At 69.7% G+C, this 25,386-nt stretch carries 24 protein-coding genes and 2 pseudogenes; 10 read left to right on the top strand and 16 right to left on the bottom strand.

The window, feature by feature from the left end; genetic code table 11:
• Window positions 1–55: 55 nt before the first annotated feature.
• Window positions 56–505, top strand: coding sequence for a hypothetical protein (locus AB0C03_RS01005; protein ID WP_156057646.1), 450 nt, complete (start codon window positions 56–58; stop codon window positions 503–505).
• Between the two features lie 79 nt (window positions 506–584).
• Here AB0C03_RS01005 and AB0C03_RS01000 read toward each other — a convergent pair whose 3' ends face one another.
• Window positions 585–1,337 (bottom strand): hypothetical protein, encoded by a 753-nt coding sequence (locus tag AB0C03_RS01000; RefSeq protein WP_357634524.1) that lies wholly within the window; start codon window positions 1,335–1,337, stop codon window positions 585–587.
• Between the two features lie 321 nt (window positions 1,338–1,658).
• Window positions 1,659–1,871 (bottom strand): annotated as a pseudogene (locus AB0C03_RS00995) (helix-turn-helix domain-containing protein); the annotation flags it as partial.
• Window positions 1,872–2,203: 332 nt separating this feature from the next.
• On the opposite strand from AB0C03_RS00995, the gene AB0C03_RS00990 reads away from it, so the two are divergent.
• Window positions 2,204–3,403, top strand: coding sequence for a low temperature requirement protein A (locus AB0C03_RS00990; RefSeq protein ID WP_030333708.1), 1,200 nt, complete (start codon window positions 2,204–2,206; stop codon window positions 3,401–3,403).
• A gap of 66 nt (window positions 3,404–3,469) precedes the next feature.
• On the opposite strand, the gene AB0C03_RS00985 is transcribed toward AB0C03_RS00990, so the two are convergent.
• From AB0C03_RS00985 to AB0C03_RS00975, 3 genes are all read right to left on the bottom strand, one after another.
• Complete coding sequence (locus AB0C03_RS00985; protein WP_030333710.1) at window positions 3,470–3,769, bottom strand: putative quinol monooxygenase; 300 nt, start codon at window positions 3,767–3,769, stop codon at window positions 3,470–3,472.
• Window positions 3,770–3,947: 178 nt separating this feature from the next.
• Window positions 3,948–4,667 carry a DUF8817 family protein gene (locus AB0C03_RS00980; RefSeq protein ID WP_030333712.1) on the bottom strand — a complete coding sequence of 240 codons (720 nt, stop codon included), beginning with the start codon at window positions 4,665–4,667 and terminating at the stop codon, window positions 3,948–3,950.
• 119 nt (window positions 4,668–4,786) lie between these two features.
• Window positions 4,787–5,992: a DUF418 domain-containing protein gene (locus AB0C03_RS00975; protein WP_210862684.1), complete on the bottom strand. Its 1,206-nt coding sequence runs from the start codon at window positions 5,990–5,992 to the stop codon at window positions 4,787–4,789.
• Window positions 5,993–6,153: 161 nt separating this feature from the next.
• Here AB0C03_RS00975 and AB0C03_RS00970 point away from each other — a divergent pair, with 161 nt between their 5' ends.
• The 4 genes and pseudogenes from AB0C03_RS00970 to AB0C03_RS00960 all read left to right on the top strand — a co-directional run bounded on the left by AB0C03_RS00970 (window position 6,154) and on the right by AB0C03_RS00960 (window position 8,598).
• Window positions 6,154–6,690: a GNAT family N-acetyltransferase gene (locus AB0C03_RS00970; RefSeq protein ID WP_247680642.1), complete on the top strand. Its 537-nt coding sequence runs from the start codon at window positions 6,154–6,156 to the stop codon at window positions 6,688–6,690.
• Between the two features lie 179 nt (window positions 6,691–6,869).
• Window positions 6,870–8,084 carry a hypothetical protein gene (locus tag AB0C03_RS00965; protein WP_210865694.1) on the top strand — a complete coding sequence of 405 codons (1,215 nt, stop codon included), beginning with the start codon at window positions 6,870–6,872 and terminating at the stop codon, window positions 8,082–8,084.
• A gap of 188 nt (window positions 8,085–8,272) precedes the next feature.
• A pseudogene (locus AB0C03_RS32260) lies at window positions 8,273–8,431 on the top strand (hypothetical protein); the annotation flags it as partial.
• Window positions 8,432–8,463: 32 nt separating this feature from the next.
• Window positions 8,464–8,598: a zinc-binding dehydrogenase gene (locus tag AB0C03_RS00960; protein ID WP_307857819.1), complete on the top strand. Its 135-nt coding sequence runs from the start codon at window positions 8,464–8,466 to the stop codon at window positions 8,596–8,598.
• 13 nt (window positions 8,599–8,611) lie between these two features.
• On the opposite strand, the gene AB0C03_RS00955 is transcribed toward AB0C03_RS00960, so the two are convergent.
• The 5 genes from AB0C03_RS00955 to AB0C03_RS00935 all read right to left on the bottom strand — a co-directional run bounded on the left by AB0C03_RS00955 (window position 8,612) and on the right by AB0C03_RS00935 (window position 14,600).
• Complete coding sequence (locus tag AB0C03_RS00955) at window positions 8,612–9,223, bottom strand: GNAT family N-acetyltransferase (RefSeq protein ID WP_210861221.1); 612 nt, start codon at window positions 9,221–9,223, stop codon at window positions 8,612–8,614.
• 171 nt (window positions 9,224–9,394) lie between these two features.
• Window positions 9,395–11,863, bottom strand: coding sequence for an ABC transporter permease (locus AB0C03_RS00950; RefSeq protein ID WP_357633185.1), 2,469 nt, complete (start codon window positions 11,861–11,863; stop codon window positions 9,395–9,397).
• Entirely contained in the window at window positions 11,860–12,621 is a 762-nt protein-coding gene (locus AB0C03_RS00945; protein WP_030333726.1) for an ABC transporter ATP-binding protein, read from the bottom strand. The genes AB0C03_RS00950 and AB0C03_RS00945 overlap by 4 nt, the downstream gene beginning before the upstream one ends.
• Window positions 12,622–12,732: 111 nt before the next feature.
• The gene (locus AB0C03_RS00940; RefSeq protein ID WP_030333728.1) at window positions 12,733–13,389 is read right to left on the bottom strand and encodes a response regulator transcription factor; all 657 of its coding nucleotides are present in this window, start codon (window positions 13,387–13,389) and stop codon (window positions 12,733–12,735) included.
• A complete protein-coding gene (locus AB0C03_RS00935) occupies window positions 13,377–14,600 on the bottom strand; it encodes a sensor histidine kinase (protein ID WP_030333730.1) in 1,224 nt (407 codons plus the stop codon). Before AB0C03_RS00935 ends, AB0C03_RS00940 begins: the two co-directional genes overlap by 13 nt.
• Window positions 14,601–14,768: 168 nt before the next feature.
• Here AB0C03_RS00935 and AB0C03_RS00930 point away from each other — a divergent pair, with 168 nt between their 5' ends.
• The 3 genes from AB0C03_RS00930 (at window position 14,769) to AB0C03_RS00920 (ending at window position 19,727) form a co-directional block, all read left to right on the top strand.
• Window positions 14,769–14,999, top strand: a complete 231-nt coding sequence (locus AB0C03_RS00930) for a hypothetical protein (protein WP_030333731.1) — start codon at window positions 14,769–14,771, stop codon at window positions 14,997–14,999.
• A gap of 454 nt (window positions 15,000–15,453) precedes the next feature.
• Window positions 15,454–16,428, top strand: a complete 975-nt coding sequence (locus AB0C03_RS00925) for an SdrD B-like domain-containing protein (RefSeq protein WP_030333732.1) — start codon at window positions 15,454–15,456, stop codon at window positions 16,426–16,428.
• A 434-nt stretch (window positions 16,429–16,862) separates the two neighbouring features.
• On the top strand, window positions 16,863–19,727 hold the full coding sequence (locus AB0C03_RS00920) for an AfsR/SARP family transcriptional regulator (RefSeq protein WP_357633180.1): 2,865 nt from the start codon (window positions 16,863–16,865) through the stop codon (window positions 19,725–19,727).
• Here AB0C03_RS00920 and AB0C03_RS00915 read toward each other — a convergent pair.
• From AB0C03_RS00915 to AB0C03_RS00895, 5 genes are all read right to left on the bottom strand, one after another.
• A complete protein-coding gene (locus AB0C03_RS00915) occupies window positions 19,664–20,197 on the bottom strand; it encodes a S26 family signal peptidase (RefSeq protein WP_081883903.1) in 534 nt (177 codons plus the stop codon). The genes AB0C03_RS00920 and AB0C03_RS00915 overlap by 64 nt on opposite strands.
• Complete coding sequence (locus AB0C03_RS00910; RefSeq protein WP_081883904.1) at window positions 20,194–22,101, bottom strand: ABC transporter ATP-binding protein; 1,908 nt, start codon at window positions 22,099–22,101, stop codon at window positions 20,194–20,196. The genes AB0C03_RS00915 and AB0C03_RS00910 overlap by 4 nt, the downstream gene beginning before the upstream one ends.
• Window positions 22,098–22,622: a thioredoxin domain-containing protein gene (locus AB0C03_RS00905; RefSeq protein WP_051708614.1), complete on the bottom strand. Its 525-nt coding sequence runs from the start codon at window positions 22,620–22,622 to the stop codon at window positions 22,098–22,100. Before AB0C03_RS00905 ends, AB0C03_RS00910 begins: the two co-directional genes overlap by 4 nt.
• 19 nt (window positions 22,623–22,641) lie before the next feature.
• Complete coding sequence (locus AB0C03_RS00900; protein WP_357633175.1) at window positions 22,642–23,214, bottom strand: MauE/DoxX family redox-associated membrane protein; 573 nt, start codon at window positions 23,212–23,214, stop codon at window positions 22,642–22,644.
• A gap of 161 nt (window positions 23,215–23,375) precedes the next feature.
• Window positions 23,376–23,573 (bottom strand): hypothetical protein, encoded by a 198-nt coding sequence (locus tag AB0C03_RS00895; RefSeq protein WP_156057661.1) that lies wholly within the window; start codon window positions 23,571–23,573, stop codon window positions 23,376–23,378.
• A 682-nt stretch (window positions 23,574–24,255) separates the two neighbouring features.
• Here AB0C03_RS00895 and AB0C03_RS00890 point away from each other — a divergent pair.
• Window positions 24,256–25,032 (top strand): Ig domain-containing protein, encoded by a 777-nt coding sequence (locus tag AB0C03_RS00890; protein WP_247675176.1) that lies wholly within the window; start codon window positions 24,256–24,258, stop codon window positions 25,030–25,032.
• Between the two features lie 80 nt (window positions 25,033–25,112).
• Here AB0C03_RS00890 and AB0C03_RS00885 read toward each other — a convergent pair whose 3' ends face one another.
• On the bottom strand, window positions 25,113–25,346 hold the full coding sequence (locus AB0C03_RS00885) for a holin (RefSeq protein WP_030333742.1): 234 nt from the start codon (window positions 25,344–25,346) through the stop codon (window positions 25,113–25,115).
• Window positions 25,347–25,386 lie beyond the last annotated feature (40 nt).

Here is a 25,386-nt window from a genome sequence, read left to right as displayed (position 1 = left end):
AGAAGTGGACGGCGGGACGGCTCTCAACCAACCTCGTCCCGGAGGAGTGGAAGTCATGATGCTGCGCAAGGTGTTCGGAGCGCTGGTGGCGTTGCTGACCTTCGGCACGGTGCTGGTCGTCACGGCGGCCCCGTCGCAGGCGGCGGTGGCCTGCTCGGGCACTGTCACCTACAGCTACGCGTACCCGCCGAGCAAGCCCGTTGCCGAGCTGGTCATCTACTACAACAGCACCAACGGCGGCACGAACAGCGCCTGCATGTACCACCGCGGCGCGGCGTACGGCTCCTCGGCGCGGACCTCCGTGCAGATCGCCCGGTGCGCGGAGACCTCCGGCAGCGGCTCGTGCACCGCCACCGCGGTCTCCACCAAGGACAACGCCGACTACCTGTACTACGCCGGGCCGCGCGGAGTGACCGGCACGGCGAACAACTGCGTCGACGCGTACGGCGAGATGGACTGGGCCGGCACCACCTACTGGATCCACTCCGGTCGCCAGGGCTGTTGAGTTCGGTGACGCCTGACCGGTGGTCCGGTGGGATCCGTCCCGCCGGGCCACCGGTGGTGGCCGTCGGCGTACGCCCCCATCAGGGGTAGAGGCAGGCGGTACGGCGGGCCGCGAGCCGCTGGTCGGCGGCGAGGGGCAGGGCCTCGGCGGTGCTGGAGCCGTCGGGACGGGCCGCCCGCACGTCGAGTACGTCGGTCGGCGCGCCGCCGCCGAGACAGGCGACAGCGGCCACCGGGATCTCGGCAGTGGGTCCGGGTTGCACGGACAGGCGGTCGAGCTTCCAGACGAGGTCGAACGGCGGGGCGGCCGTCCCGGTCATTCCGATCTGGTGCCAGCGGCGCTCGGCCGGCAGCGCGGGGTCGTCCGCGTAGTAGGCGGCAAAGCCGACGATCTCCACGTGCGTGCCGGTCGCGCTCAGCCGCCACCCACCCGGGCCGGTCAGATCGGGGGCGATCGCGAGGGCGATCGCGGTCGGCCCGGGTCGGTCGCCCTTGCAGCGGGACGGTTCCAGGCCCGTGGGCGGGTTGCCGTGCACCACCCCGGAGGCGATCAGCCCACCGTCGGCGAGGCTGAACCAGCGGATGTCGGGGGTTTGGGAGGTGGAGTCGGTGATCCGCTCGCCCAGGCAGTAGCCGGTGAGCCCGACCACGCAGCCGGGCGGAATGGTGTAGAGGATGCCCTGGTCGCGGCGGGGCTCGCTCCGGACGTGCACACCACCGCCGTACGTGACGGCGGTGAAGGCGGCGTCCGTGGTGGTCGCCGGGCAGGCTGTGGTGGTCGTCGTGCCGGCGGCCGCCGTCGCCCCGCTGGCCGGCCACCTCAGCTGGGTCATCGGCACCACGGCGGCGGTACCGGCGAGGCCGGCGACCGCCACCGCCGCCAGCGCCAGTCGCCGTCGGAGCTTCCGGTGCCGCGGGGGGCTCGCGGGCCGATCATGGGCCGGTCCGCCGGTTGGCTCATCCGTGGCCGGGACGAGTGGCTCTCCGGCAGTCACAGCGGATGGTGACTCTGCGAGGGGTGTGGCGAGCGGTTCGGCCGGCGTCGGGTCGGGTGTTTCTGCCCTTGCCGGGTCGGCTGGTGCGCTGGCCAAACTGGCGGGCCGCAGTTCCTCGTCCAGTTCGAGCCAACGCTGCCTCCACTGGGCGGTGTCCCCGCCGCAGGCCCCGACGTACGCGAGCAGCACGTCGAGGCTGGGTTGCCGGATTCCGCTGGCAGCGGCGGAGAGGGTCGAGGCGCTGTAGCCGGCGACCTCGGCCAATCGCCGGTAGGTGGGGTTGCCGGCTTCGACACGTAACTTCCGTAGCTCATGGGCGAAGGACGACAACGGTCCAGCCGTCGGATCTACGGGCCGCTCGTGCCGAGCCATGCCGCTCCCTTGTCCCGGTAGCGCCCTGGAGCGGGGGGTGCCGCAGCACAGAGCTCATGTTTCCTGGTAAGTCATCCAAAGTAGAGAAATTATATTGATCTCCTGGGACGGCAGACGACGGCTACCAGTGTGCGGGGGCGGCGGGGGACCGGCGGTGCGCGCTCCACCGTTGAACGTCGCCGGGTGCGGCCCGACAGGCAGGTCCCGCTCCCGGCGAGCTGCAACATCCTCCATCGCGGATGCGTCTTTTGTCCGTGATCGCTCCGGCAACGTGGTACGACTGCTTCAGCGACTATCCGACGAAGCGAGCGGGCCGGGTGACGAGTAACAGAGTGGCCAATCTGCTGCGCAGGCGGGAGAGTCCGCAGCGGCCGACCTTCCTCGAACTGTTCTTCGATCTCGTTTACGTCTTCGCGCTCACCCGGATTGTGCACGAGCTGGTGTTGGACTACACCAGAGGTCACGTCGCAGAGCGGTTGACCACCTCCCTCTCGGAGAACGGCGAGACTCTGCTGCTGCTGTTGGCCCTCTGGTGGATCTGGACCCAGACGGCATGGGTGACCAGCAGATTCGATCCGTTCCAGCCGCCGATCCAGTTCGTTGTCGTCGCGACGATGTACGGCAGCCTGCTCATGGCGGTCGCGATTGCCGGGGCGCTCTCCGACACCGGCATGCTGTTCGCGAGCACCTACGTCGCGATTCAGGTGGGCCGCACCCTCTTCTTCGTGGGCATCGTGCGCGGTCACAATCTGCGCCGCGTCAATATGTTGGCGCTCATCTGGTTCAGTGTGTCGGCCGTACCGTGGCTCGCCGGAGCCTTCGCCCCCGAGGTGACGCGCAATTCGCTGTGGACGGTGGCCCTGGCAATCGACTACCTGGGGGCCAGGCTCGGCTGGCCGATACCGGGGCTGGGCCGCTCGCGGGTGTCCCCGTGGGCCGTCGCGGGCGAGCACCTGGCCGAGCGCTACTGGCAGCTTGTCATTGTCGCGCTTGGCGAGACGATCCTGACCTCCGGGTCGAGTCTTCTCCGCGGTCCGATCGTGGCTGAACGAATGATGGCCCTTACCTTGTCGTTCCTCACCACGGTGTTGCTGTGGCGGATCTACTTCTACCGAGCCGGCCAGATCCTGGGCGAGGCCATCGCGGCATCCGCCGACCCGGGCCGGCTCGGTCGGTTGGCCGAGTTCGCGCACCTGCTCATGGTGTCCGGCATCCTCGCCACCTCAGCCGGCTCCGAACTCGTCCTCATCGACCCATCCGGAGACGCCAAACCCGCCTGGGTCGGAGCCATCCTCGGAGGGCCCGCGCTCTACCTCGCCGGACGCTCAGTATTCGAGTACGTGGCCTTCGCCCGAGTGTCCTGGCCACGGCCGATCGGGATCCTCGTCCTCGCGGCCATGGCACCGATCATGGTCGGCCTACCGCCCCTCGGGGTCGCCGCGGCAGCGGCCGCCGCCCTGCTCGGCATTGCCGTCTCCGACACGACCCGAGCCCACGGACGTCCACTGGAGGAGGCCTCGCCGCCACGCTGACGCGTATCCGTCACCCATTGAACGAGGTCGACTCGCCGGGCAACCTGCGAGACGGCGATCACGGGCTTACACGCCCAGGCCTCCCACCACTGTTACCTCTTGGCTGGTGAACTCGCCCGTGAGCATCGGCATGGCCTTGCCGATCGCCGCCCTGGTCTCGGGAAGCTGCAACGAGGCGTCGTGCTTCTCCTTGCTCTGCCACACCTCACTCACCCAGATCGTGTCGTCGTCGGTGTCCGAGACGCTCACGACGTACAGGTCGCATCCGACCGTGCGCAGGCCATCAGCGCCGCTCAGCAGGATGTCCACGACGTCATCCCGGTGGCCCGGCTTGGCCTTCATCGATCCGATGTAGCCGTACGACACAGCAACTCCTTAAGCGGCGGCGAGCTGATCGGGTTCATGCGACGAGCGCAGAAAGCGCCTCGCAACGGAAGCGATTTCTGCGGCCTCGAGCATACTGATCTATCGCTGACAAGGCGCGGCGATCGTGAGCGTGCCCCGATCGACTGCCGAGAGATGATGGAGGCGTTCGCGTGGTGAGTCAGCGCAGTGCTGTTGCGAGTTCGGTGGCGTTGTCGAACGCGGCTGCCGCCCTCTCTGACTCGTCGTCGGTGAGCGTGACGGACTGGGCGCGGGCCAGCAGTTCGGCCGCGGTGTCCGGGTCGTGCAGCACCATCGCGAGTTCGGCGCGGTAGACCAGGACCTCTACCTGCTCGACCGGGTCGTCGTCGGCCTGCGGGCGGGCCAACGCGCTGTCGAGGATCCGAACGGCCTGGCTGATGCTTCCCCTGGAGTCGGCCTGTACGACGGCATTCGCCAGGGCTTTGGCCAGCCGCCCGGCAGACGTGGCGTCCGGCATGGGGGCGGCGGTGGGGTCCCGGAACACGCGGATCCAGTTGCCGCCCGGGTCGATGACGCTGAATCCGCCCAACCCGTCGGCATTCTTTCGCGCCCTGGGCCGGGTCATCCGCGGTGTCCCGGACACCAGTACCCTGCCGTACGCGGCGCGCATGCCGGCTGCGAATGCTCGGTGCAGTCCCTCGATGTCCGGGGTGATTACGAGACAGGAGCCGTAGGACTGCTCCGGGTCGAATCCGGCGATCTCGAAGAACTGCAGGTCGATGTCCTCGCGCTGCACCCCCACGCACGGGTTGGGCTTGCGTTGTTTGTACGTGGTGTGGAAACCGAGAACTCCGTAGAAGGTTTCGATGTCGTCGATGGATGCGCACGGCAGCAGGGGAACGGTCCGCTCGTTGGCCATGCCTCCTTCCTAGGCGTCGCGGGGTGTCCGTCGCACATGGAAATAGCTGACCATCGCCTCCGGCCATCCGTTCGGCTGATGACCCCGAACGCAACGACGGTGGCGAGCTGGACACGCCGTCAGACCGGGTCGGCGGCGCGGAGCTGTGGCCACCGCTGCTCGGTCCAGGCCCGCAACAGCCACTCCATCGGTCCGTACCGGAACCGTGCCATCCACGCCGCGCTGGCGGCGAGCTGCGCACCATAGATGGCGACCGCGATGACGAGGACGACCGCGGGTGCGACGGTGCCGGCGAGGCCCAGTCCGACGCCGGTGAAGACCAGCACACAGAGCAGCGATTGACCCAGGTAGTTCGACAGGGACATCCGTCCGGCCGGTGCGAGTACGGCGACCACCCGCCGGCCCCGGTTGGTCTGGAAGAAGCGGAGAAGGGTGGCGGCGTACGCGGCGGCGAGCAGCGGCGCGGTGAGTACGCCCGCCGTCAGTCCGGTCAGGTTGGCGGTGCCGCCGCCGGAGGCGAAGATCACCGCACCCGCCAGGCCGATCGGATAGCCCACTTGCTGCACCCGGCGCAGGAACTGCCGGTTTCCGACGACGTCGGTGAGCAGCCGGCGCCGCCCGGCCGCGTAACCGAAGAGGAAGGCCGAGAGCGCGAGCGGCCCCTGCACGAGGAGGGTGCCGAACATCGCCGGCAGTTGCCGTACGTGCTCGGTGATCACCGACCCGATTCCGCCCTGTAGTGCCTCGGTGGATCGCTGCCCCGCCGCCAGTGCCGTCGCCGGATCGGTGACCAGCTGGGTTCCGCCGACGGCGGCGAGCGCGAGGACGAAACCGATCCCGCCGGTCAGCAGTACGGCGGCGCGCAGCGCGGTCCCGACGCGGACTCCCCGCATGGCGAGCAGGATCAGGCCGAGCAATGCGTACGTGGTCAGGATGTCGCCCTGGAACAGCAGCACCGCGTGCAGGATGCCGAGCACGAAGAGCCCGGCCAGCCGTCGCCGGAACCGGGGGGCGAAGTCGACGCCGCGCCGCGCGGCGGAGTCGAGTTGGAGCGTGAAGCTGTAGCCGAACAGGAAGGAGAAGAGCAGGTACGCCTTCATCGTGAAGAGCAGCTCGACCAACCACAGGACCGCCTGGTCGCCCCACGAGTCGTGCGCGGGATCCGGCACCAGATGGAAGGGATAGCCGGAGGCGAAGAAGGCGATGTTGACAATCAGGATGAGGAGCAACGCCACGGCGCGCAACGCGTCGACGGCAGCGATCCGGGAGAACGGCCCGGGCGGCCCTTCATTAACGACTGACGGGTCTTTGACGGAGAACTTCACGCGGCTACCCCCGTATCGAACAGTAAATCGAATTCGATGGCTCCCTCCGACCCTACGAAGCGGCAAATCCAGGTGACAGCCGGTGAGCGGGAACGTCGCCGGTGGGGTAGGCCCTACCCCCGCCCCATCAGTGCCGGATGCTACGAAGGGACGTGCCTGACATGACCAGATCCCTTGATGCCACGTCCCTGGAAACTCCACGGTTGCTGTTGCGCCGCTGGCGAAGCAACGATCTGGACGGCTTCGCCGCGGTAAACGCAGAGCCCGAGGTAATGCGCTACATCCATGACGGCCGCACCCTGGACCGGGCCGCGACCGCAGAGCGCCTGGCCATCTATCAGCGGCACTGGGATGAGCACGGCTTTGGCCTGTACGCGGTGGAGATCAAGGAAACCGGAGAACTGGCCGGCTTCACCGGGCTGGCGGTGCCGACCTTCCTGCCCGAGATCTTGCCGGCCGTGGAGATCGGCTGGCGGCTCGGCCGCGCGCACTGGGGCCGGGGTCTGGCCACCGAGGCGGCCCAGTCCGTGGTCGCCCACGCTCGTGCCGAGCTCGGACTGCGGCGGCTGGTCAGCATCCACGTTGTCGGCAACGAGGCGTCGGCGCGGGTGATGGTCAAGCTGGGCATGACGCTGGAACGCGAGGCCGTACAGCCGGACACCGGCCGCCAGGTCCGGGTCTACGCGATGGATCTTTAGGCGGTACACACAGCGACCGTCCAACAGCTCGTTGACGAGCGGAGACGGTCACACCCCGCACGAGTCACCAGCTCGCCAGATTCGACGATGGCTTGTCGGGCCGCTAGGCCGTTGGCTCTTCTGCTGTTCAGCGGTGGCTGACGACGTCACCAGCGGCTTTTCACACCTAAGGTGGTCCGATGCCCCAACGCTCGGTACCCGCTGAAAAGGTTGACTGGTCGTCGGTGAGCCATGCCTACGGCCCTGCCGTCGAGATCCCGGCCCTCCTCCGTGCTGTCAGGTCAGACATCCAGGAGGTCCGCCAAGGTGCATACGGCGATCTCGTCGACCTGCTCGTGCATCAGGGCTCCCGGTTCGAGGCCAGTGCTGCGGTGGCTCCTTACCTGATCGATATTGTCGCTGATCCGGCGGCCCCGGACCGCTTTGCTGCCTGCCAGGTGTTGGCGGCGATCGCGGTGGGCGATGAGAGTTCATGGCTCAGCGATCGTCCTGATCCATCAGACATGAGGGCTGAGGCCCAACGCCGCGCGTCATTGAGCCGAGAGGAGTTGGAGGCGGAGCATCGAGATTGGATGGCAGCGGCACCGAATGAAGAGGAGCGCAGCGCACGGGAACGGCGAGCCGAATGGGGCGACGTCGAGGCAGACCGTGACGAGCAGCGGTGGACGATAGAGGCGTACGACGCGGTGCGGGTCGGGGTGCCTGTCTACGTGGCAGCGCTGGAAGCCTCGGAAGCTGCGGTCCGGCTGTACGCCGCTCACCTGCTCGCCTGGTTTCCTGAGGAAGAGGGCTTGGTCGGCCCAGTGTTGGCCGGTCTCATCCGGCGGGAGCCGGATCCGGTCGTCGCGGCAGCTGCCTGTGTCGCGGCGAGCCTCGGGTGTCCTCACGGCGGCGAAGCATTAATCGACGCGCTGTCTAATCGGCGAGGCAGCGTAAACCGTGCCGAGCGCTGGTCGGCGGTGTTGGGCCTGTCGAGAATCTTGAGTCATCCGGATCGATCCTTGGTCAGAGAACTCTATGAATGCCTCTTCGGGGCCACTGAACCCGTACCCTATTGGCCGTTCCTCGAAGGTGACATGGCCGGCATGGCGGCCCTCACGATCGCAGAATTAACTCCCGGAGTCGCCGGGGATCGGATCGACGTGCTGGCCGAAACGGCCGCCTCCGCTGATCACACCGCAGATGCCTTCACCCTGCTCACCGCTCTGTTGGACGCAGCCTTCCCCGACGGGCCGATACCCGACGGTGTGGGATTCACGGACCTCACCCCAACCCGGCAGAGAGCCCTCTGGACGGTGTTGAGCAGCGGCGTCATGTCAGCCGCGCCCAGGCTGCTCAGCCGCTACAACCTGCCTGACAGCGAGCAACAACTTCGGACCTGGTGCCGAGCGTGAGGTCCATGGGTAACCGTTCCACCAACGGCTGAGTGACCAACTGGGTGACCGTCGGGCGCGCAACCAGGTCGCCGCAGGTCATGCGGAGAGGCGGTGTACGTTCCGCTTGAACGGCCGGTGCCAGTAGGTCAATTCCGAGCCCGACGCCGACTTCTCGACCGCCGGCAGCCTCGTCGTCGACCAGCCGCTTGTCCCGCCGTGCTAACCCAGGAGGCGTAGGCTGCTTGCCCGGAACGCTTCGGGTACCGCGGCTGGCCTACCGTCCCCAAGGGTTGCGGACCCTCGGCTCGGACATCGCCGGATGGGTCGAGGCGGTGGGTTCCGCCGTCACTCGGTTCCGACCTGGTGACGAGGTGTACGGCGACAATCTCATGCTTCGGTGGCCGATCTCTGCGTCGCGGGTGACCTCCGCATCCACATCGACCGGGCCTTCACCCTCGACGAGACCCCTGAGGCGTTGGCCTACGTGGGCGAGGGACGCGCCCTCGGAAAGGTCGTCGTGAGCGTCACCTGACAGGAGTCCCGCCTCAGCAAGAGACACGACACGCCTCCCACATCGCGCGGGTCATCTCGTACTCGACCTCCGCTCCCGACAGCGGGTCATCACCGAACGGTCGGTAGGTGCGCACGTACCTCATGCCGATGGCTTCCATCACGCCGCGAGAGCCGGTGTTCACGGCCATGGTCTGCGCGATCACCCGGCTCTGCCCGACGGTGTCGAAGGCGTGCCGCAGCAGGGCGCGGGATGCCTCACTGGCCAAGCCTTTCCGCCAGTACCGACGCACAAGGCGGTAACCCAGGTCTGTGACTGTCGGGTCGTCAGGTTGGTCGGGGCCGTGCGCCGGCGGAAGCATCATGAGCCCGATGAACTCGCCCTCGTCCTCGCGTGCCGGCGGCGTCGAGCCGCGCGCGCCGCCATCGGAGCCGAACGCCATCCAGAAGCCCAAGCCGTCCACCGTGCCTGCCAAGGCCATCCTCTGCCCGTGGGCTGCGACCACCTCGTCCCTGGATCGCGCCCGGCCGCCGTTGATGTAGCGGAGGACCTCCGGATCGGAGTCAAGCTGGAGTTCCAGATCGAGGTGCCGGTCGGCAAGCGGGACCAGCAGCAGACGGGCGGTGTTTAAGGTCGGTTGGGGCATGAGGCAGAGGATCACACGATCGTGCCAGTTGCGGGATCCGATTTTCGGAGGTCACAGCGCTCATCTGCCGCGTCTCGAATCCACTGACAAACTCTGCGACACCAGGGTGACAGTGCCGCCTCAGCGATGTCTGCGGAGGCGGCACTGTCACCGACATTTGAGCCGCGAGGCCTACTCCTTCACACCGATGTTGTCGATCGGAGGGGCGCTGAGCAGCCGTCGGACGGGCCACACAGTGGTTGCCAACGCCAGCAGCGTCGTGCCGCCGAGCACCGCCACCCCACCGAGCGGCGGGACGTACGGGATCGGGCTGCCGGTCAGTCCGTTGACGATCGCGCTCAGGGTCAGCGCCGCTATCGTCGCGCCGATCAGCACCGCGGTGCCGAGCAACCCGGCCTGTTCGGCCTGGACCATCGCGCGAATCTGCCGGCGGGTGACCCCGACCAGTTGCAGCAACGCCAACTCGCGGCGGCGGGCCAGCGCGGCCATCACCATCGTGGTGGCCGCCGCCAGCGCCGCGTACCCCACCATCACGCCGATCAGCAGCCGGTTCAGCCAGGCACCCAGAGCCAGATCGGTGCTGATCAGGCGGGTACGGGTGGCGGCGTCGAGAACCTCGGTGCCCGGTCTCCCAGCCGACCACGTGGCCAACGCGGTGTCGGCCTCCGGGCCGGCGCTGACCAGGACCTCGTCGGTGGTGTTCGCGGCCGTGTGCCCGGCGACCGTCTCGGCAGCCAGTGTGACGTCGCCGAAGCCGAGGCCACGGCCGTAGATCGCGATGACGTCCAACGTGACCGGGGTGCCGTCGCCCAGCCAGAGTTCCGCCCTGTCGCCGACGTCCCAGCCGGACGAGGACGCCTGCGTCGCGGACACGGCGACGGTGCCCGCGCGCAGGTCGGTCAGATTGCCCGCGCGCACAGCGAGGTCCATTGTCGACGTGACGCCCGCCGGGTCGACCGACTGCGCGCCGACCGGCTCGATGCCGCCCAACGCCCGCACCACCACCTGGGTACGACGCACACCGGTGGCCGCCCGTACCCCGGTCAACTCGCGGATCTCCCGCGCCGCGTCCGCCGGCAGCCCACCCGGGGCGACAACGACCCGCTCGGCGAGGGTTCCCGCGCTGCTCTGCGTGGTGGTCTGCCGTTCCAGGTTGGTCTGCAGGAACCAGACCGAGCCGCCGAACCCCACCGACAGCACGAGGGCGGTCAGGACCGTCGCCATGCCCTGCGCGTTGGCCCGCAGGTTGGCCGCGGCCAGGTAGCCGCTGACCCGCCACACCCGCGGCAACAACGGTGTGAGCAGCCGTGCCGCGTACGCGTTGATCCTCGGTGCGAGCAGCGCCACGGCGATGACGAACAGGTACAACATGCCGGCCGCGCCGGCCAGTGCCCCGGTCGACCCGCCCGCACCGAGGGTGAACGCCCCGGAGGTGCCGGCCGCCGCCAGCGTCAGCACGCCGGCGATCAGCCGCACCCGGCCGCTCCGCCGGGGCTCGACGGCGATTTCGCCGAGCGCCTCGATCGGCTTGATCCCGGTGACCCGGCGGGCGGCGACCAACGCGGCCAGCACCGCCACGAGGACCGCCGTACCGACAGCGGCCGGCACCGCGAACAGACCGCCGGCCATCGGGAAGCTGGCCGGCACGAACCCCCGCTCGACCAGCTCGCCGTGCACCCAGCGGGCCGCCAGCAGGCCCGCCGGGCCGCCGACCGCAGAGCCGACCAGGGCGAGCAGCGCCGCCTCGGCGATCAGCATGCGGCGCACCTGCCCCGGCGTGGCCGCGACCGCGCGCAGCAACGCCAGGTCACGTCGACGGTGCCGGACGGACAGCCCGATGGTGCCGGCCACCACGAAGACGATCAGCAGGACGACGTACCCCCCGAAAGCCGATCCGGCCGTGACCAGCAACGTCTGAGCGGCCTGGTTCTCCGACTGCTCGACGTTGCCGCGGTCGTTCCCGGCGTACGTCGTGGCGCCGGCCGCCGACGCGACCTCGCGCACCGCGCCGACGTCGGCACCGGGCACCATCCGCACGCTGATCGCATCCACCCGGCCGGGGTGGGCGGACAACCGGGCGGCCTGCGCGTCGGTGAAGAACACCGCCGCCGTACCGGTCTCGGTGGTTCCGCTCACCAGGTACGACCGCCCGACCCCGCCGACGACCAGGTCGATGCGGTCGCCGGGTGCCACGCCGAACCGGGTGTCGACCAGCACCTCGTCGTCGGCCCGTGGCGCGGCACCCGCGGCGATCCGACGACCGGTGAAGGCGTACGTGTCCCAGCCGTGGCCCAGGGCGGCGGGGGAGCCGATCACCACCGCGTCGTCGCCAGCGACGGCCGCAACACCCGGCACCTGGCGGATCCGGTCCACCACCGCCGCGTCCACAGTGCCGCCCTCGGGCAGCGCGACGGTGCTCGTGGTGGTGTCGCCGAACTCCTTGAACGTGTGGCTGACGGTGCGGTTGGCGACGACCACGTCGGCCGTCGCCCAGAGCCGTGGCTCCGCGCGGAAACGCAGCCCGGACTCGACGAGGGTGCCCATCGCCACCAGGATCAGCACACCGGCGACCAGGGCCAGCAGGGTGGCGGCGGCGGGGCCGGCGCGGTGCCGCAGCAGGCGGGCGGCGAGCCCGGTCATCGGAGGACCCGCCGATCCAGCGACGCCAGGTGCTCGGCGATACCGGCGGCGCCGAGCTGCGGAAGGTCGGCGACGATCGCACCGTCGGCCAACACGAGCACGCGGTCCGCGTACGACGCGGCGATCGGGTCGTGGGTCACCATCACCACTGTCAGCCCGTGCTCGTCCACGACCGCGCGCAGCAGCGTCAGCACCTCCGCCGCGCTGCGGGAGTCGAGAGCGCCGGTCGGCTCATCGCAGAAGATGACCTCGGGGCGGGTGGCCAGCGCGCGGGCGATCGCCACCCGCTGCTGCTGGCCGCCGGAGAGCGCGGCCGGCCGGTGGTGCAGTCGGTCGGTGAGGCCGACCCGCTCGACCACCTGGGTCAGCCAGGCCCGGTCCGGACGGACGCCGGCCAGGCGCAGAGGCAGCACGATGTTCTCCTCGACGGTGAGCGCGCCGATCAGGTTGAACGCCTGGAAGACGAACCCGATCCGGGTACGACGCAGCTCGGTCAGGCGGGTCTCGGACAGCCCGGACAGGTCGGTGCCTCCGATCACCACCCGGCCGGAGGTGGGCCGGTCGAGCCCGGCCGCGGTCTGCAGCAGCGTGCTCTTCCCGGAGCCCGAGGGCCCCATCACCGCCGTGAAGGTGCCCCTGTCGAAACGGACGTCGAGGCCCGCGAGCGCAGTCACCTGGTTACGGCCGGCGTCGTACACGCGGGTGAGGTGTTCGACGCGTACCGCCGCTTCGGTTGTCTGTCCCGGATAGTCCGGCATTCTGGTGGCCTCTCTCCGTGTCATCGGCAAGAACTGCGCGCACCAGAAACGCTATTGACGTGGGAGAACGGCAACCATCCCGTGAGCTGCCAGGTCCGGGTACAGCAGGCGCTACCGCCGATCGCCGTCCAGGTAGCGCAGCACGGCGGTCACCCGGCGGTCGGCACTGTCGTCCGGTGGCAGCTGAAGCTTCGAGAAGATGCTGCGGATGTGCTTGTGCACCGCGCCGTCGGTGACGAACAGCCGCTCGGCGATCGCGCTGTTGCCAAGCCCTTCGGCCATCAGCCCCAGCACCTCACGCTCACGTGGCGACAGCTCGCTCAGCGCCGTGTCCGTCCGGCGGTTGCGGGCGAGCAACTGCGCCACCACCTCCGGGTCGATCACGCTGCCGCCGCCCGCGACCCTGTGCAGCGCGGCGAGGAACTCCTCGACCCGACCCACCCGCTCCTTCAACAGGTAACCGAGCCCGACGGCGCCGACCGAGAACAGGTCGGTGGCGAACGCCTGCTCCACGTACGCCGACAGGACCAGCACCGCGAGGCCGGGGCGCCGCCGCCGGGCCTCCACCGCCGCCACGATGCCCTCGTCGGTGTGGGTCGGGGGCATCCGTACGTCGACGATCGCGACGTCCGGCGCATGTTCGTCCACGGCGACCAGGAATTCGCCCGGAGTGCCGGCCGTGGCGACCACGTCCAGGTCCTCCGCCCGCAGCAGCAGCGCCAAACCCTCACGCAGCAGCGGGTCGTCCTCGGCGATCACGATCCGCATGGCAGCTCCACGTCCATTCTCGTCGGCCCTCCCGGTGGGCTCGTCAGCGTCATCCGGCCGTCGTACGCCTCGACCCGCCGCCGGATACCGGTGAGCCCTGAGCCACGTGTCTCGTCCGCGTCGCCGTGCCCGTCGTCCTCGATGCTCACCAGCAGCCGGCCGTGCTCGCGGCGCACGGCCACGTCCACCCGGCTCGCACCGCTGTGCCGGACGACGTTGGTCAGCGCCTCGGCCACCACGAAGTAGGCGGTGGCCTCGACCGAGGCCGCGCACCGCACGGCCACGTCCACCTCCAGTCGACAGGGCACCGCGCAGCTGCCGGCCAGGCCCGCCAGCGCGCCGGCGAGACCCCGGTCGTCCAGCACCGGCGGCAGGATCCCGCGCACCACCGTACGCAGCTCGCCGAGTGCCTGTTCGGCGGCGTCCTGCGCCTGCCCGAGGATCTCGTCGGCGCGGTCCGGATTGCGGCGCACGGCCCGCCGCGCGGCACCCAGCAACACGTTGACCGCCACCAACCGGTTCTGCGTGCCGTCGTGCAGCGACCGCTCGATCCGGCGCAGTTCGACAGCGTGGGCGTCCAGCGCCGCAGCGCGGGTGGCGGTCAGCTCGGCCACCCGCAACGACAGGTCGACACCTGGCGGTGGAGGCAGCAGCCACCGGCCCGGCCACGCCTGGAGACGGGCCAGGGCCGGGCTGAACCAGATCGCGGCGGCCAGCCAACCCACCCCGAGCACCCCGACCCAGAGCGCGTCGGCCAGGCCGTCGACGCGCCACCAGACGATCCCCGGCGCGGCGTCGGGGGGAACCAGCCGGTACCACAGCGGGAAGGTGGCGTCCTGCACCGCATAGAGCGGCAGCGCGACGCCGACCAGCCCGGCCACCACGCCGATGAGTGAGTACAGCCCGACCCAGCCGAGCTCCCGGCGCACGAACGGATCGTGCACCGCCGTCCGCAACCCGTCCGGCACCGGACCGGGGGTGGGGATCCGGTCGCCCCAGCGGGACAACCGGGCGCGCTCACGGTCGGCCACCGACCGCACCACCCGCAACGCACCGGGTACCGCCAGCAGCCCCACCCCGCCCACGCAGGCCACCGCCACGATCACCGACCAGAGCAGCGCGCCCAGCGCCAGCGTGGCGGTGCCCAGCCCTCCGACGAGGTGTTCCACGGCGTTGACCGAGGCGCGAACCCGCCCCCGCACGTACGCCATCGACCCACCTCCCCCGCCAACATAGGCCACCGCAGGCCTCGCCCAGCAACGTCCGGCGCGGAAGGTACAGCCTGCTGTACCACTGTCGTCGAGCTGGCGGGATCGTCTCCGCCGCGCCGCCTACCTAGCGTTGACGGCGTCGAGGAACATTCGCCGAAGGAGGCAGTCATGACCGATCCGTACCGCATCACCGAGGCCCCGGTCGCCGCGACGAAGAAGCCCGGCGGCCTGCTACGCCCGCTGCTGTGGCTGGTGCTCTTCGTCAGCGCGGCGGCCAACGTGGTGCTGTCAACCGCGGCGGACAACCAGTGGATCAGCTCCGGGTTCGGGCTGGTGGCGCTGCTCTGCGCGGTCGCGCTGATCGTCCACCACCGCCGTAACCGGGTGCGCGAGTCTTAGGGGCCCGACCGTCACGCCCGATCACCCTTGCCGGTCGGCGTTCCACCACTCACGGGCCAGTGCCGACCAGTGCTTCCCCCATGCGGTGGGCGCGAACCGTACGAGCTCGCGGAGGAGGAGTGAACGGCGGTCAGGAGCAGGCGATCCTCGCGGTGTACGTCCGAGGGCTGGACGGCATGTGTGTTGGTTGCCGGGCACAGCGGCTCGCAACGCGAACGAATTCTGCGGCCTCGAGATACTGATCTGCCGGTGACCAGGCGCGGCGATGGTGAGCGTAAATGGAGCGGTCGGCGGTCGGCGGTCGTCGGCGTCCGCACACGATGAGCGTTCACTCGATCATCAAGCTAACCGTGATCGGACACCGTCCGGTCACGCTCTCAGTCTTGGGACGGCGGAGTGACTCGTCCAGCCACTAGCATCGCGCTGATTCCCGCCCCCCATTACGGAGACCTCCATGCGCAAACTTGCCGCCGCCCTCGTGGGCGTGCTCGTGGCCGCACTTCCGGCAACGGCCGCCCTGGCCGCCGCCCCCAAGCCGGATATCGCGGTGACCTCCGCCGCCGACAAGGCCAGCTACGCCGAGGGTGAGACCTTCACCATCACGGTCACGGTGAAGAACAAGAGCTCCGTCGACGCCAAGCACGTGCACTACACCGGCGGCGACAGCGAGGGCGTCGACGATGTCGCCTACGGTGAGCTGTCGAGCGGCTTCGACCTCGCCGCCGGTGCCACCAAGACCGTAAAGCTCACCGGCAAGACCAACCGCGTGGCGTGGCAGGTCGGCCGGGGATACGTCGCCTTCGAGCTTCGCGCCGACAATGGCGAGGCCAACGCCGCCGACAACATCACCAGCGTGCGGCTGCTGGTGCCGGGCGCCTTTGACGATCTCGGCGGATACGTCTTCCAGGGTGAGTCCTATGACGCCGAGTGGACGCCCCAGACCGCCGGCGTGCCGGGTGTGAAGGTCGTCGCCACCACTGCCGACGGCAAGACGAGGTACGCCGAGGCCATCACGGACGCCAAGGGCCTGTTCCGTCTCGCCCACCTCCCAGCCGGCGACGTCCTGCTGACCTTCACCGCTCCGGCGGGCTGGAAGGTCATGGCCGGCGAGAACGGCGAGTACGACCACACCCTGGCGCAGGTCAGCGCCGACGACAGCGACGAGCCGCGCATCTTCGTGCCGGCGAAGAAGGTTCCCGTGAGCTCTCCGAGCGCCTCGCCGTCGCCGTCCTCGCCGTCGCCGTCTTCCTCGCCGTCTTCGTCTTCGCCGCCGTTGTCGCCGTCGTCGTCGCCGACGAGCGCCGGTCCGGGCCTGCCGGTCACCGGCGACAAGACCATGCTGCTCGTCGGCGCGGCTGCGGTCGCCCTCGCGGTCGGCATCGCGCTGGTGCTCGTCGCACGACGCCGTCGCGTACGCCTGCAGGCCTGATCGACCGACGTCGTTTCGGCGGCCGGACACCGCGGGCGGTAGCTGCCGCCGCTGTGTCGAGCAGAGCGAAGGGTGCCGAGGCTCCAGTACCCGCTGGAGCCTCGGCGCCGCCGCTCCGACCGCGACGACGCCCTCAACGCGCGCTCCGTCGGGTGTTCACGCGGTTGGGACATGAGAAGACCGATGTGAATCCTCTGTGAAATGCCGGTGATCGGTCGGCGGCATGTGTCGACGGCCCGACGACGTCTATACAATGCACCTCATCTATATCGAGCTGTAACCATGGCTGAGGTGAATCTGCTGCGTATTCAGGTAGCGCTCATCGGCATTTCCCGGTTGGCGGGCGGGCCAGCCACAGGTGCGACGGCCCCGACCGTAACTGCTCTCGGTGACCTGGGCGCGTGCCGTTGAGCGGCCATGTGGCTGGTGGTCGGTTGGACGTCTCCATACTGGGTCCCATTCAGCTGTGCCGGGACGGCGTCCCGGTCCCGCTGGGTCCACAGCTCACCACGCTGTTCGCCATCCTGCTGTTGGAGCTCGGTAAGCCGGTGCCGAGCCGGCGACTGGCGACACTGCTCACCGGCGACGACGCGTCGGACGCCGCGCGGGCCACTCTCCGCAGCCATGTCGCCCACCTGCGGCGGGCCCTCGAACCCGGTGAGCGCGGGCGGCGTGGCAACTGGCTCATCGCCACGGTCGGCCGCGGAGCCGCAGCGGGATACCGGCTGGACCTGGACCCGGCGTGCGTCGACGCTGTCCGGTTCGAGGAGGCGCTCCGGGAAAGCCGTCGACTGTTCGCGTTCGGCGATGCCGAGCACGCCGACCGGGCCGCCGCGATGCTGCGTTCCGCGCTCGATCAGTGGCACGGCGAGCCCTACGCTGACCTCGCGGACAAACCCTTTGCCCTGGCCGAAGTCGCACGACTTCGAGCAGTTCACCGTGCGGCACTGCTCCTCTACGCGGAGGCGGTCAACGGGTTGGGGCGGCACGCCGAGGCGATGGGCGACCTGACCGGCGCGGTGGCCGCTGACCCGTACGACGAGGGCCTGCGCTGCATGCTCGCTCTCACCCTCTACCGGGACGGCCGCATTGACGAGGCGGCGGAGGTGTGCCGGGACGGCTTGGCGTTGCTGGGCCGCCGGGGCATCGACGCACCGGAGCTGCATGACTTGCAGCGCGACATCCTGCGGCGGGAGGTGCGACAACCGGCCGGCGGTTCGGCCGGTCGGCCCACGGTGCCCCGGATGCTGCCTCCGGACCTGCCGTTCTTCGTCGGCCGTGCGCAGGAGCTGTCCACGGCGGAGGCCCGGCTGATCGAGCGTGACGAGCAGCGGCCGGCGATTCTGCTTGTCCTGGGTCCGGCCGGGGTCGGCAAGACCAGTTCGAGTGTGCATCTGGCCCACCGGCTGGCCCCTCGGTTCTCCGACGGGCAGCTCTACGCCAACCTCCGGGGCTTCGACGCCACCGCTGCGGCGCTGGCGCCGACCGAGGTGCTGCGCGCCTTCCTCGAAGCGCTCGGTGTGGCACCGGAGCAGATTCCGACCAACCTCAACGCACAGGTCGCCAGATACCAGGCCCAGTTGCGGGACCGACGGATCCTGATCATGCTCGACAACGCGCACAGCGCCGACCAGGTCCGGCCGCTACTTCCCGGCTCGGCCACGTGCGTGACGGTGGTGACCAGCCGGAATCGGATGTCATCACTGATCGCCGTCGACGGTGCCCACCCGGTCACCCTCGGCCTGCTCGATGAGGGGGAAGCGGCCCAACTTGTCAGGGACCGAATCGGCATCGACCGCGCCGGGCAGGAACCCGAGGCCGTCTTCGAGATTGCCCGGCTCTGTGCGGGCCTCCCGCTGGCGTTGTCCATCGCCGCCGCCCGGGCCGCTGCCAACCCCCAGTTCGACCTCCGGTCCCTCGCCGGTGATCTGGCCAGCGCCGGGGTGCTGGACAGGCTCACCGACAGCGACTCTTCGGTGGACGTACGCGCGGTGTTCTCCTGGTCCTATCGCGCCTTGACCCCGGCGGCCGCTCGGCTGTTCCGGCTGCTCGGCCTGCATCCCGGCCCGGATTTCACCGCTGCGGCGGCGGCCAGCCTGGCCGGCCTGAGCCGGCGCGCGGCCAACGCCCTGCTCGTCGAACTGACCGGTGCCCACCTGACGGGGGAGCGGGTCCCGGGCCGGTACGTCCTGCATGATCTGCTCCGCGCCTACGCGGGTGAACTGTGCGAGGACGAACCCGAACGGCAGGCCGCGCGACGCCGGTTGCTGGACCACTACCTGCATTCGGCCGTCGCGGCGGACAAGGTGCTGATGCCGTACCGGCAACCGGTCGCGGTGGTCGCACCGGAGGAGGGCGTGACGCCCGAAGACCCGGCGGAGGTCGACCCCCTCGCCTGGTTCACCGTGGAACACCAGACGCTCATCGCCGTGGTCGGTTGCGCCGCCCACGCCGGTCTCGACCGGCACGCCGCGCAGCTGGCCTGGGCGATGGCGACCTATCTCGGCCGGGGCAGCTACTGGCACGACGTTCTGGCCACCCAGTCCCTGGCCCTGTCGGCGGCGGTCCGCCTCGACGACCGGTCGGCGCAGGCCCAGTGCCGCAGGGAACTTTCCCACGCGCTCGCCGGGCTCGGGCGACTGGAGCAGGCGCGGGACCAGCTGCACCGGGCGCTGATCGACCTCTCCGACGTCGCGGATCCCATCGGTCAGGCGTACAACCACCTGAGCCTGGGTTGGCTGTACGAGTTGCAGGGTGATCAACGATCGGCGACTCACCACGATCAGGTCGCGCTCGACCTGTTCAGACGAGGTGGCGACCGCAGCGGGCAGGCCCGGGCACTGAACGCGGTGGGCTGGGACTACGCGCAGGTCGGCAACTATCGGCAGGCCATCGGTTACTGCCGGCAGGCGCTGTCGCTGCACGCCGAACTGGGCGACGACGCCGGGGCCGTGAACACCTGGGACACCCTCGGCTACGCCTATCACCACCTGGGTGAGTACAGCATCGCCATCGAGTGCTACGAGCAGGCACTGTGCCTGAACGTCGGGCATCGCTTCAAGGAAGCCGAGGCCCTGGCCCACCTGGGCGACTGCCACCACGCCCTGGGTGACATGGCGGCCGCCGCGAACAGTTGGGGCCGGGCGTACGCGATCATGACCGAGCTGCGCACCGGCGACGCCGACGCGGTACGGGCCAAGCTGGAACTCACCCGGGCGAGGGTGCCGGCCGTGGGTCATGGTGAGGGCGAGCGAGGGGCGTTGAGAACCGCGCCCAGTATCCGCTCCCCGGAGAAGTAGCCGATTCGCCGTGAGTCGAAGCTTGATCCCGGATTGTCGCCCAGGAGTACGACCATGCCTGGTGGGACTCGCTCCTCAGCCAACGCCGGCACCCGGTCACGGGGTACCGGATCACCCGGCGCCGCCGCCACCCTCTTGATCAACCATCGGCGTCGGCCCACCTCGGCTGCCGAGGCGCCGTCGCGCAGTGGCGGCAGTGGCCACTTGCCGTCGACTGACGGATACTCCACGACCACCACATGCCCGGTGGCCGGCAGGCGGCCCCGCCGCACCAGCACCCGGTCGCCGTCCCGGTAGGTCGGCTCCATGCTGGCGCCGTCCACTGTCACCGCGACGAGACGACGTGTCAGAAGGCGCCATCCGAGCAGGGCCGCGCCGGCCAGGGCAGCCAACGACCCGACGATCAGCAACAGCTCGTACGCCCTCGACGCCTCAGCGAGCGGGGTCCCGAACGTGGCAGCCTGGATCATCGTGCCTCCGTCGTCAGCGCGCTCCCGGCGGTTCCGCCGTAGCCGGACGCTTGAAGATCGAACAACCGGCGGTAGGTGCCGTCGGCCGCGATCAGGGAATCGTGCGTGCCGCGTTCCGTCACCCGACCGTCGGCGATGACGACAATCAGGTCGGCGTCGCGGAGGGTGCCCAGACGGTGGGAGATCAGCACACTGGTCCGGCCCGTGCGGTACCGCAGCAGGCGGTGGTGGATCTCGTCCTCGGCTGCGGCGTCGAGCCCGGCCGAGGGCTCGTCGAGGATCAGCAGGTCCGGCCGGTCACGCAGGAAGGCGCGGGCAAGCGCCAGCCGTTGCCACTGGCCACCCGAGAGAACCACACCGGTGCTCGGGTCCTGCTTGTCGGACTCCTGGTAGAAGATCCGGGACAACAGGGTGTCGTAACCGTGCGGCAGGGCGGTCAGCACGTCATGGATGCCGGCGGTACGCGCGGCGGCGGTGATCCGTCCTCGCTCCGACAGGGCGGTGAGATCACCCAGAGCGATGTTCTCGGCGGCGGTCAGGTCGTAGTGCATGTAGTCCTGAAAGACAGCGCCGATACGGCGCCGCAACTGGGCGGGGTCGACCTCGCGGATGTCCACCCCGTCCCAGAGAACCTGCCCACGGGTGGGGTCGTGGAACCTGCACAACAACTTCACCAGCGTCGACTTGCCGGCACCGTTGAGCCCGACGACCGCGAGGGTGGCACCGGCCGGGATCCGAAGGTTCACCCCACGCAGGACCCACGGCGACCCGGGGGAGTACCGGAACCACACGTCCCGCAGCTCGACGCCCCGCCTGAGCTGATCGACCGGCCGCGCGACCGGGGCGATGGGCAGATCCGGGGGACTGGTCGTCACCGCCACGTAGTGGTCGAACATCAGCAACGCGTGGTGCGCGCGGGCGATCTCCGCCGCCAGCGTGGCCAACGCGCTCTGTACGCCGGCGACCGCCGCGACGAAGACGGTGACCTCACCTACCGTGATCCGACCGGCCGCAGCGGACCGGACCGCCCAGAGCAGACCGATGCCGGCGACGACCGCGGACACGAGCGCCAGGCCGACCTGTGCCAACAGCTCGCGGCGGTCGTTGAGGTGCTTGGCCCGGTTGACCGTCCGGCGGTCGGCCAACATCCGGCCCCGCAGATGGCCGCCTGTGCCGAACAGTCGCACCTCCTTCGCCGCCGCGGAGGTGGAGAGCAACTGGCTGTAGAAGAACTCGCGGCGCTCCGCCGGCCCGATCCGCCACTGCATCCCGGCCCGATAGCGGGCCAACAGCATCTCGGTCGCGAGCATCGGCACCGCCGACGCCAGCACCAGGACGGCCAGCATCGGACTGAACAGGTAGAGCGACCCGAGGAAGCCGGTGACGGTGATCGCCGTACGGGCGGTGCCGAGGACCCCGTCCATGACCTGGCTCGGGGTGCTGCCACCGGTCTGCTGGGCGAGCCGGAGTCGGTCCAGGAACTGAGGGTCCTCGAACCGGTCGAGACCGACGAAGCGGTCCACTGCCGTGAACAACCGATCCTGTGCGAGCAGGCCGACCGACCTGTCCAACTCCGCCCGCAGGTACCGGGTGAGCTGCGGCGCCGACCCCGCCACCATGCCGGCGACGGCGAGCGCCACACCGATCTGGGTCAGCGTCTTCGGCGCCGCGTCGCCGGCGATCCCGTCCAGAATCCCCTTGGTCAACCATGCGATCAGTACCGGCAGCGCACCGGCGCCGAGCATGAGCACCACGTACCCGAGCAGGGTCACCGGGGCGGCCCGGCCGACGAGCAGGCACGCCGTACGGATGCGGCGTGCCGACCGCGCCGGTGGTGCCGACGCCCGCAACCCGCGGGCGTCATCCGCCGCGATGTCGCCGCGCCGCGTCCGCCACCCGATCATGCCGGGGCCGGCGCCGTTTGCTTGATCCGAACCAGCCGGCCGGCGTCATCCGGACCGACCCACATCATCGTGGGATAGGTGAAGGCGCGGAAGGCGTTGCTGAGCGGCCCGCCCTTCGGCTCGACGACCACCCGCGCCACCGGGGCGAGCCGCTCGGTGAACGCATCGGCGTCGTCGGCACCGGCGGCGACGACAGCGAGCACCTGCTCCCGGCCGCCGGGCACCCGCCGGGCGTGCTCGATGAGTTCGGGCAGTTTCTCCCGGCACGAGTCGCAGGAGGTGGAGACGAAGGCCACGAAGGTCTCCGCCCGCAGCAGCTCGCGGCGCACCGGGACGCCATCGACGTCGACGGCGGCGAAGTCGCCCACCGGGTCGGCGATGCCCAGTTCGGCGGAGACCCCGGCCTCGTTCGAGAGCAGCGCCGTGTGCTCACGCAGACGCTTCAGGACGCCGAAGGTGAGGAGGAAGTTCACCGTACCGAGCAGGCCCACGACCAGAACGGCCGAAGCAAGGAGGGTCATCTGTTGCTCCCGAAAGTAGTCAATGACTGTGGGTGGTAAGTCGCGGATCGTGGTCGACCCCGCGGAACAGGGCCACCAGGTCGTCGGATCTGATGGCCAGGAAGCCCAGCAGCAGGCCGACGAAGCCGGCGAGCACCAGCCCCGCCGGCCGGAGCGAGCTGGGTGGTGACGCGGCCGAAGCGACAGCCACGACGGCGCCGCCCGCCGCCAGGCCGGTCAGCAGTACGTTGCGGACGACGTGCCGGCGGCCGAGTCTCTGGGTGTTGGCACCAAAGCAGCGGCAGGTGCTCGCGGTCCCCCGTCGCACCGCGATTCCCACGCCCACCGTGAAGATGCCCAGCAGCACCGCCGCACCGACCAGCGCAGTGCGGGGGACGACACCCGTGGGCACCGCCAACGCCGCACACAGCGCGCCCTCCACCACCACCAGGACGATCGCGGCCGGACGGACCAGGCGCCTCGGCAGCAGTCCGACTCCGCGCAGGGAGGCGACGAACGCGGGGAACGCATCCCGTCCCCACACCTTGCTCACCGAGGACGCCAGGAATACCAGGCCGATCGCGCACCGCACGGTGATGGTCAGATAGTGCATCGGTGTTCCCCTCGCTTCGACTCGTTGACGCCCGGCCACCCCGGCCGAGGATCGACCACCCGATCCCGACGGGTTCCCCATCGGAGAATCGGCTTCGCGACCTCGGCCGGAGGCGGAAAGCCGCATGGTGACAGCGGTCAGTCGCCCTGCGGCCTCAGTTGTCAGCAGCCCTTGCAGTAGATCCACTCACCGGGCTGATCGATTTCCCCGACGGTGCAGGCGTCGCAGGGCAGCGCCCGTCCGCACCGGCTGATGCACTGCCAGCACGAAGGCCAGCTGCCACAGCCCGCCGACGCACTGATCTTGGGTACGAACATGGCCAGCAACCGGCCGCCCATGCCCTCGATGATTCCCCTCATCCGAGCCTCCCGAGATACCCGAGGAGCACCGTGCTTCCTCTGTGGAACACCCTGCCGACGCCTGGTGCAAGGCTGGTGCAAGCACCGTGGAAGAGGTGTGGAAGCACGGCCGGCGTGCGCTCGGCCTCGCTTGACACGACACGGGGCCAAGCGTTGACTCGCGGATATGGGACGGGCCTGCCGCAGCAGGTCGCAGGCATCTTTCTCGTCGCCGCAGCCCTCGTTGTGGGGGTGACCAGTCGTGTCGCGGCGAAGTCCTCAGGAACTCGTCTGCCTGTTCCGGCAGGCGCCGCAGGCATCGGTTATCTGGTGGCCCTGGCGGTAGTGGTGATCGGGTCCCTGATCGTTGCCCGGACCGTCATTCGTCCTGACGGACCGGATTGGCTCGCGTGGGTGCTCGCCGCTGTCGCTCTTGTGGTCACGCTCGGCGGGGCGTGGGTGACGAAGGCGAAGCGAGCGGCATAAGTTCGGGGTCCTACCTGAGCGACATCCGGGCGCGCTTCGCCGGGCAGGCGGACTGACCCGGAGCGATCATCGGAACGACACCGAGACCGGCCAGGCACTGATGGTCCCCGCCAGGGTGGTTCGCCGAAGGTCGGCAGATGCCCTCCCGGCCCGGGTCACGGGAGCGCCGAAGGATCGGCCATTGCCGACTCCGACGCCTCCGTGGCACCATTTATCGATGCGCGTCGAACTCTTGCGTCGCAGCAGGTCTCGTCTACTGCTGGCGATGGCAGCGGCTGCCGTGTCCACCGCATCCCTGGGCTTCGCCACGCCGGCATCCGCCGCGGCCTCTGACGGTCACTACTGCGGGTGGATCTCGCCGGACAGCCCACCAGGCAAGACGGACGCCAAGACCGTCAACTTCACCGGAACTGTCCAGTGCGACGGTCCGGTGCGTCGCGTCGACCTCACCGTGGAGTTGCTCTACCACGGGCTGGTCGGTGGCCCCGGCCAGACGGTGAACGGCCGTACCGAGGTGTGGCAGGACACCAACGTGACCCTGTTCGGTCTTGGCGTCACCAACCCGGGCACGCTCTGCGAGTCGGGCTACTACTCGGGTCGAGCGACCGCCACCGTCCAATTCCTTTCGGGAAGTCCGGAATACATCACCAGATCGGCAAACTCTCTGACGACATACCTGACGTGCCCGCCCCCGGATATTCCGATACCCCCGCCGAGCGGGGCGGTGACGGTCACCAACCCGGGCACCCAGAGCATGCTCAAGCTGGACTCCGTGGCGCTGCAGATGCAGGCCACCGGCGGGAGTGGGTCGTACGCCTGGTCGGCGACCGGCCTGCCTCCCGGGCTGGCCATCAATCCCTCGACCGGCCTGATCAGCGGCACGCTCAGCACCATCGGCACCTACAACGTCACGGTCACGGCCGACGGGGGCGGACAGGGCAGCACCACCTTCACCTGGAGTGTCCGAAAAGACTCCCCCTGCACGCGCTGCTGACCAGGACCTGCAAAACCCCCTCGGTGTCGGAATGACGACGGACGGCCGCACCACGCGCGACCGTCCGCAGCTGCCGCGGGTCAGTGCTCGGCACCGACAAGGCTGGGTGAGTCGTCCTCTCCCGACACCTTCGCACTCACCAGTGAGGTGAGCACCGACAGCACCGCCGCGCCGGACGCGATGCCACCGGCCGCCGCCCAATCCGCCTGCCATGCGTTGAACACGACGTCAGCGCCCCAGTAGAGCAGCAGACCCTGCGCGGCGCTCTTCACCGCCCGCTCGGCGGTGGCCTTCCAGAACTTCGTGGTGAACATCGTGGTACCTCCAGGGGTAGGTTCATCGGACGGTCCATAT

This window comes from Micromonospora parva, from assembly GCF_040649675.1.
Taxonomy (GTDB): Bacteria; Actinomycetota; Actinomycetes; order Mycobacteriales; family Micromonosporaceae; genus Micromonospora; species Micromonospora parva.
The sequence above is the reverse complement of the archived record's forward strand: the minus strand, read 5'-3'. Positions and strand labels throughout refer to the sequence as shown.

Excerpts from the sequence above, each read along its gene's own strand:
- AB0C03_RS01005 (WP_156057646.1), top strand. The coding sequence starts at position 56 with ATGATGCTGCGCAAGGTGTTCGGAGCGCTGGTGGCGTTGCTGACCTTC.
- AB0C03_RS01000 (WP_357634524.1), bottom strand. The coding sequence starts at position 1,337 with ATGACCCAGCTGAGGTGGCCGGCCAGCGGGGCGACGGCGGCCGCCGGC.
- AB0C03_RS00980 (WP_030333712.1), bottom strand. The coding sequence starts at position 4,667 with ATGGCCAACGAGCGGACCGTTCCCCTGCTGCCGTGCGCATCCATCGAC.
- AB0C03_RS00970 (WP_247680642.1), top strand. The coding sequence starts at position 6,154 with ATGACCAGATCCCTTGATGCCACGTCCCTGGAAACTCCACGGTTGCTG.
- AB0C03_RS00965 (WP_210865694.1), top strand. The coding sequence starts at position 6,870 with ATGCCCCAACGCTCGGTACCCGCTGAAAAGGTTGACTGGTCGTCGGTG.
- AB0C03_RS00955 (WP_210861221.1), bottom strand. The coding sequence starts at position 9,223 with ATGCCCCAACCGACCTTAAACACCGCCCGTCTGCTGCTGGTCCCGCTT.
- AB0C03_RS00950 (WP_357633185.1), bottom strand. The coding sequence starts at position 11,863 with ATGACCGGGCTCGCCGCCCGCCTGCTGCGGCACCGCGCCGGCCCCGCC.
- AB0C03_RS00945 (WP_030333726.1), bottom strand. The coding sequence starts at position 12,621 with ATGCCGGACTATCCGGGACAGACAACCGAAGCGGCGGTACGCGTCGAA.
- AB0C03_RS00940 (WP_030333728.1), bottom strand. The coding sequence starts at position 13,389 with ATGCGGATCGTGATCGCCGAGGACGACCCGCTGCTGCGTGAGGGTTTG.
- AB0C03_RS00935 (WP_030333730.1), bottom strand. The coding sequence starts at position 14,600 with ATGGCGTACGTGCGGGGGCGGGTTCGCGCCTCGGTCAACGCCGTGGAA.
- AB0C03_RS00930 (WP_030333731.1), top strand. The coding sequence starts at position 14,769 with ATGACCGATCCGTACCGCATCACCGAGGCCCCGGTCGCCGCGACGAAG.
- AB0C03_RS00925 (WP_030333732.1), top strand. The coding sequence starts at position 15,454 with ATGCGCAAACTTGCCGCCGCCCTCGTGGGCGTGCTCGTGGCCGCACTT.
- AB0C03_RS00915 (WP_081883903.1), bottom strand. The coding sequence starts at position 20,197 with ATGATCCAGGCTGCCACGTTCGGGACCCCGCTCGCTGAGGCGTCGAGG.
- AB0C03_RS00910 (WP_081883904.1), bottom strand. The coding sequence starts at position 22,101 with ATGATCGGGTGGCGGACGCGGCGCGGCGACATCGCGGCGGATGACGCC.
- AB0C03_RS00905 (WP_051708614.1), bottom strand. The coding sequence starts at position 22,622 with ATGACCCTCCTTGCTTCGGCCGTTCTGGTCGTGGGCCTGCTCGGTACG.
- AB0C03_RS00900 (WP_357633175.1), bottom strand. The coding sequence starts at position 23,214 with ATGCACTATCTGACCATCACCGTGCGGTGCGCGATCGGCCTGGTATTC.
- AB0C03_RS00895 (WP_156057661.1), bottom strand. The coding sequence starts at position 23,573 with ATGAGGGGAATCATCGAGGGCATGGGCGGCCGGTTGCTGGCCATGTTC.
- AB0C03_RS00890 (WP_247675176.1), top strand. The coding sequence starts at position 24,256 with ATGCGCGTCGAACTCTTGCGTCGCAGCAGGTCTCGTCTACTGCTGGCG.
- AB0C03_RS00885 (WP_030333742.1), bottom strand. The coding sequence starts at position 25,346 with ATGTTCACCACGAAGTTCTGGAAGGCCACCGCCGAGCGGGCGGTGAAG.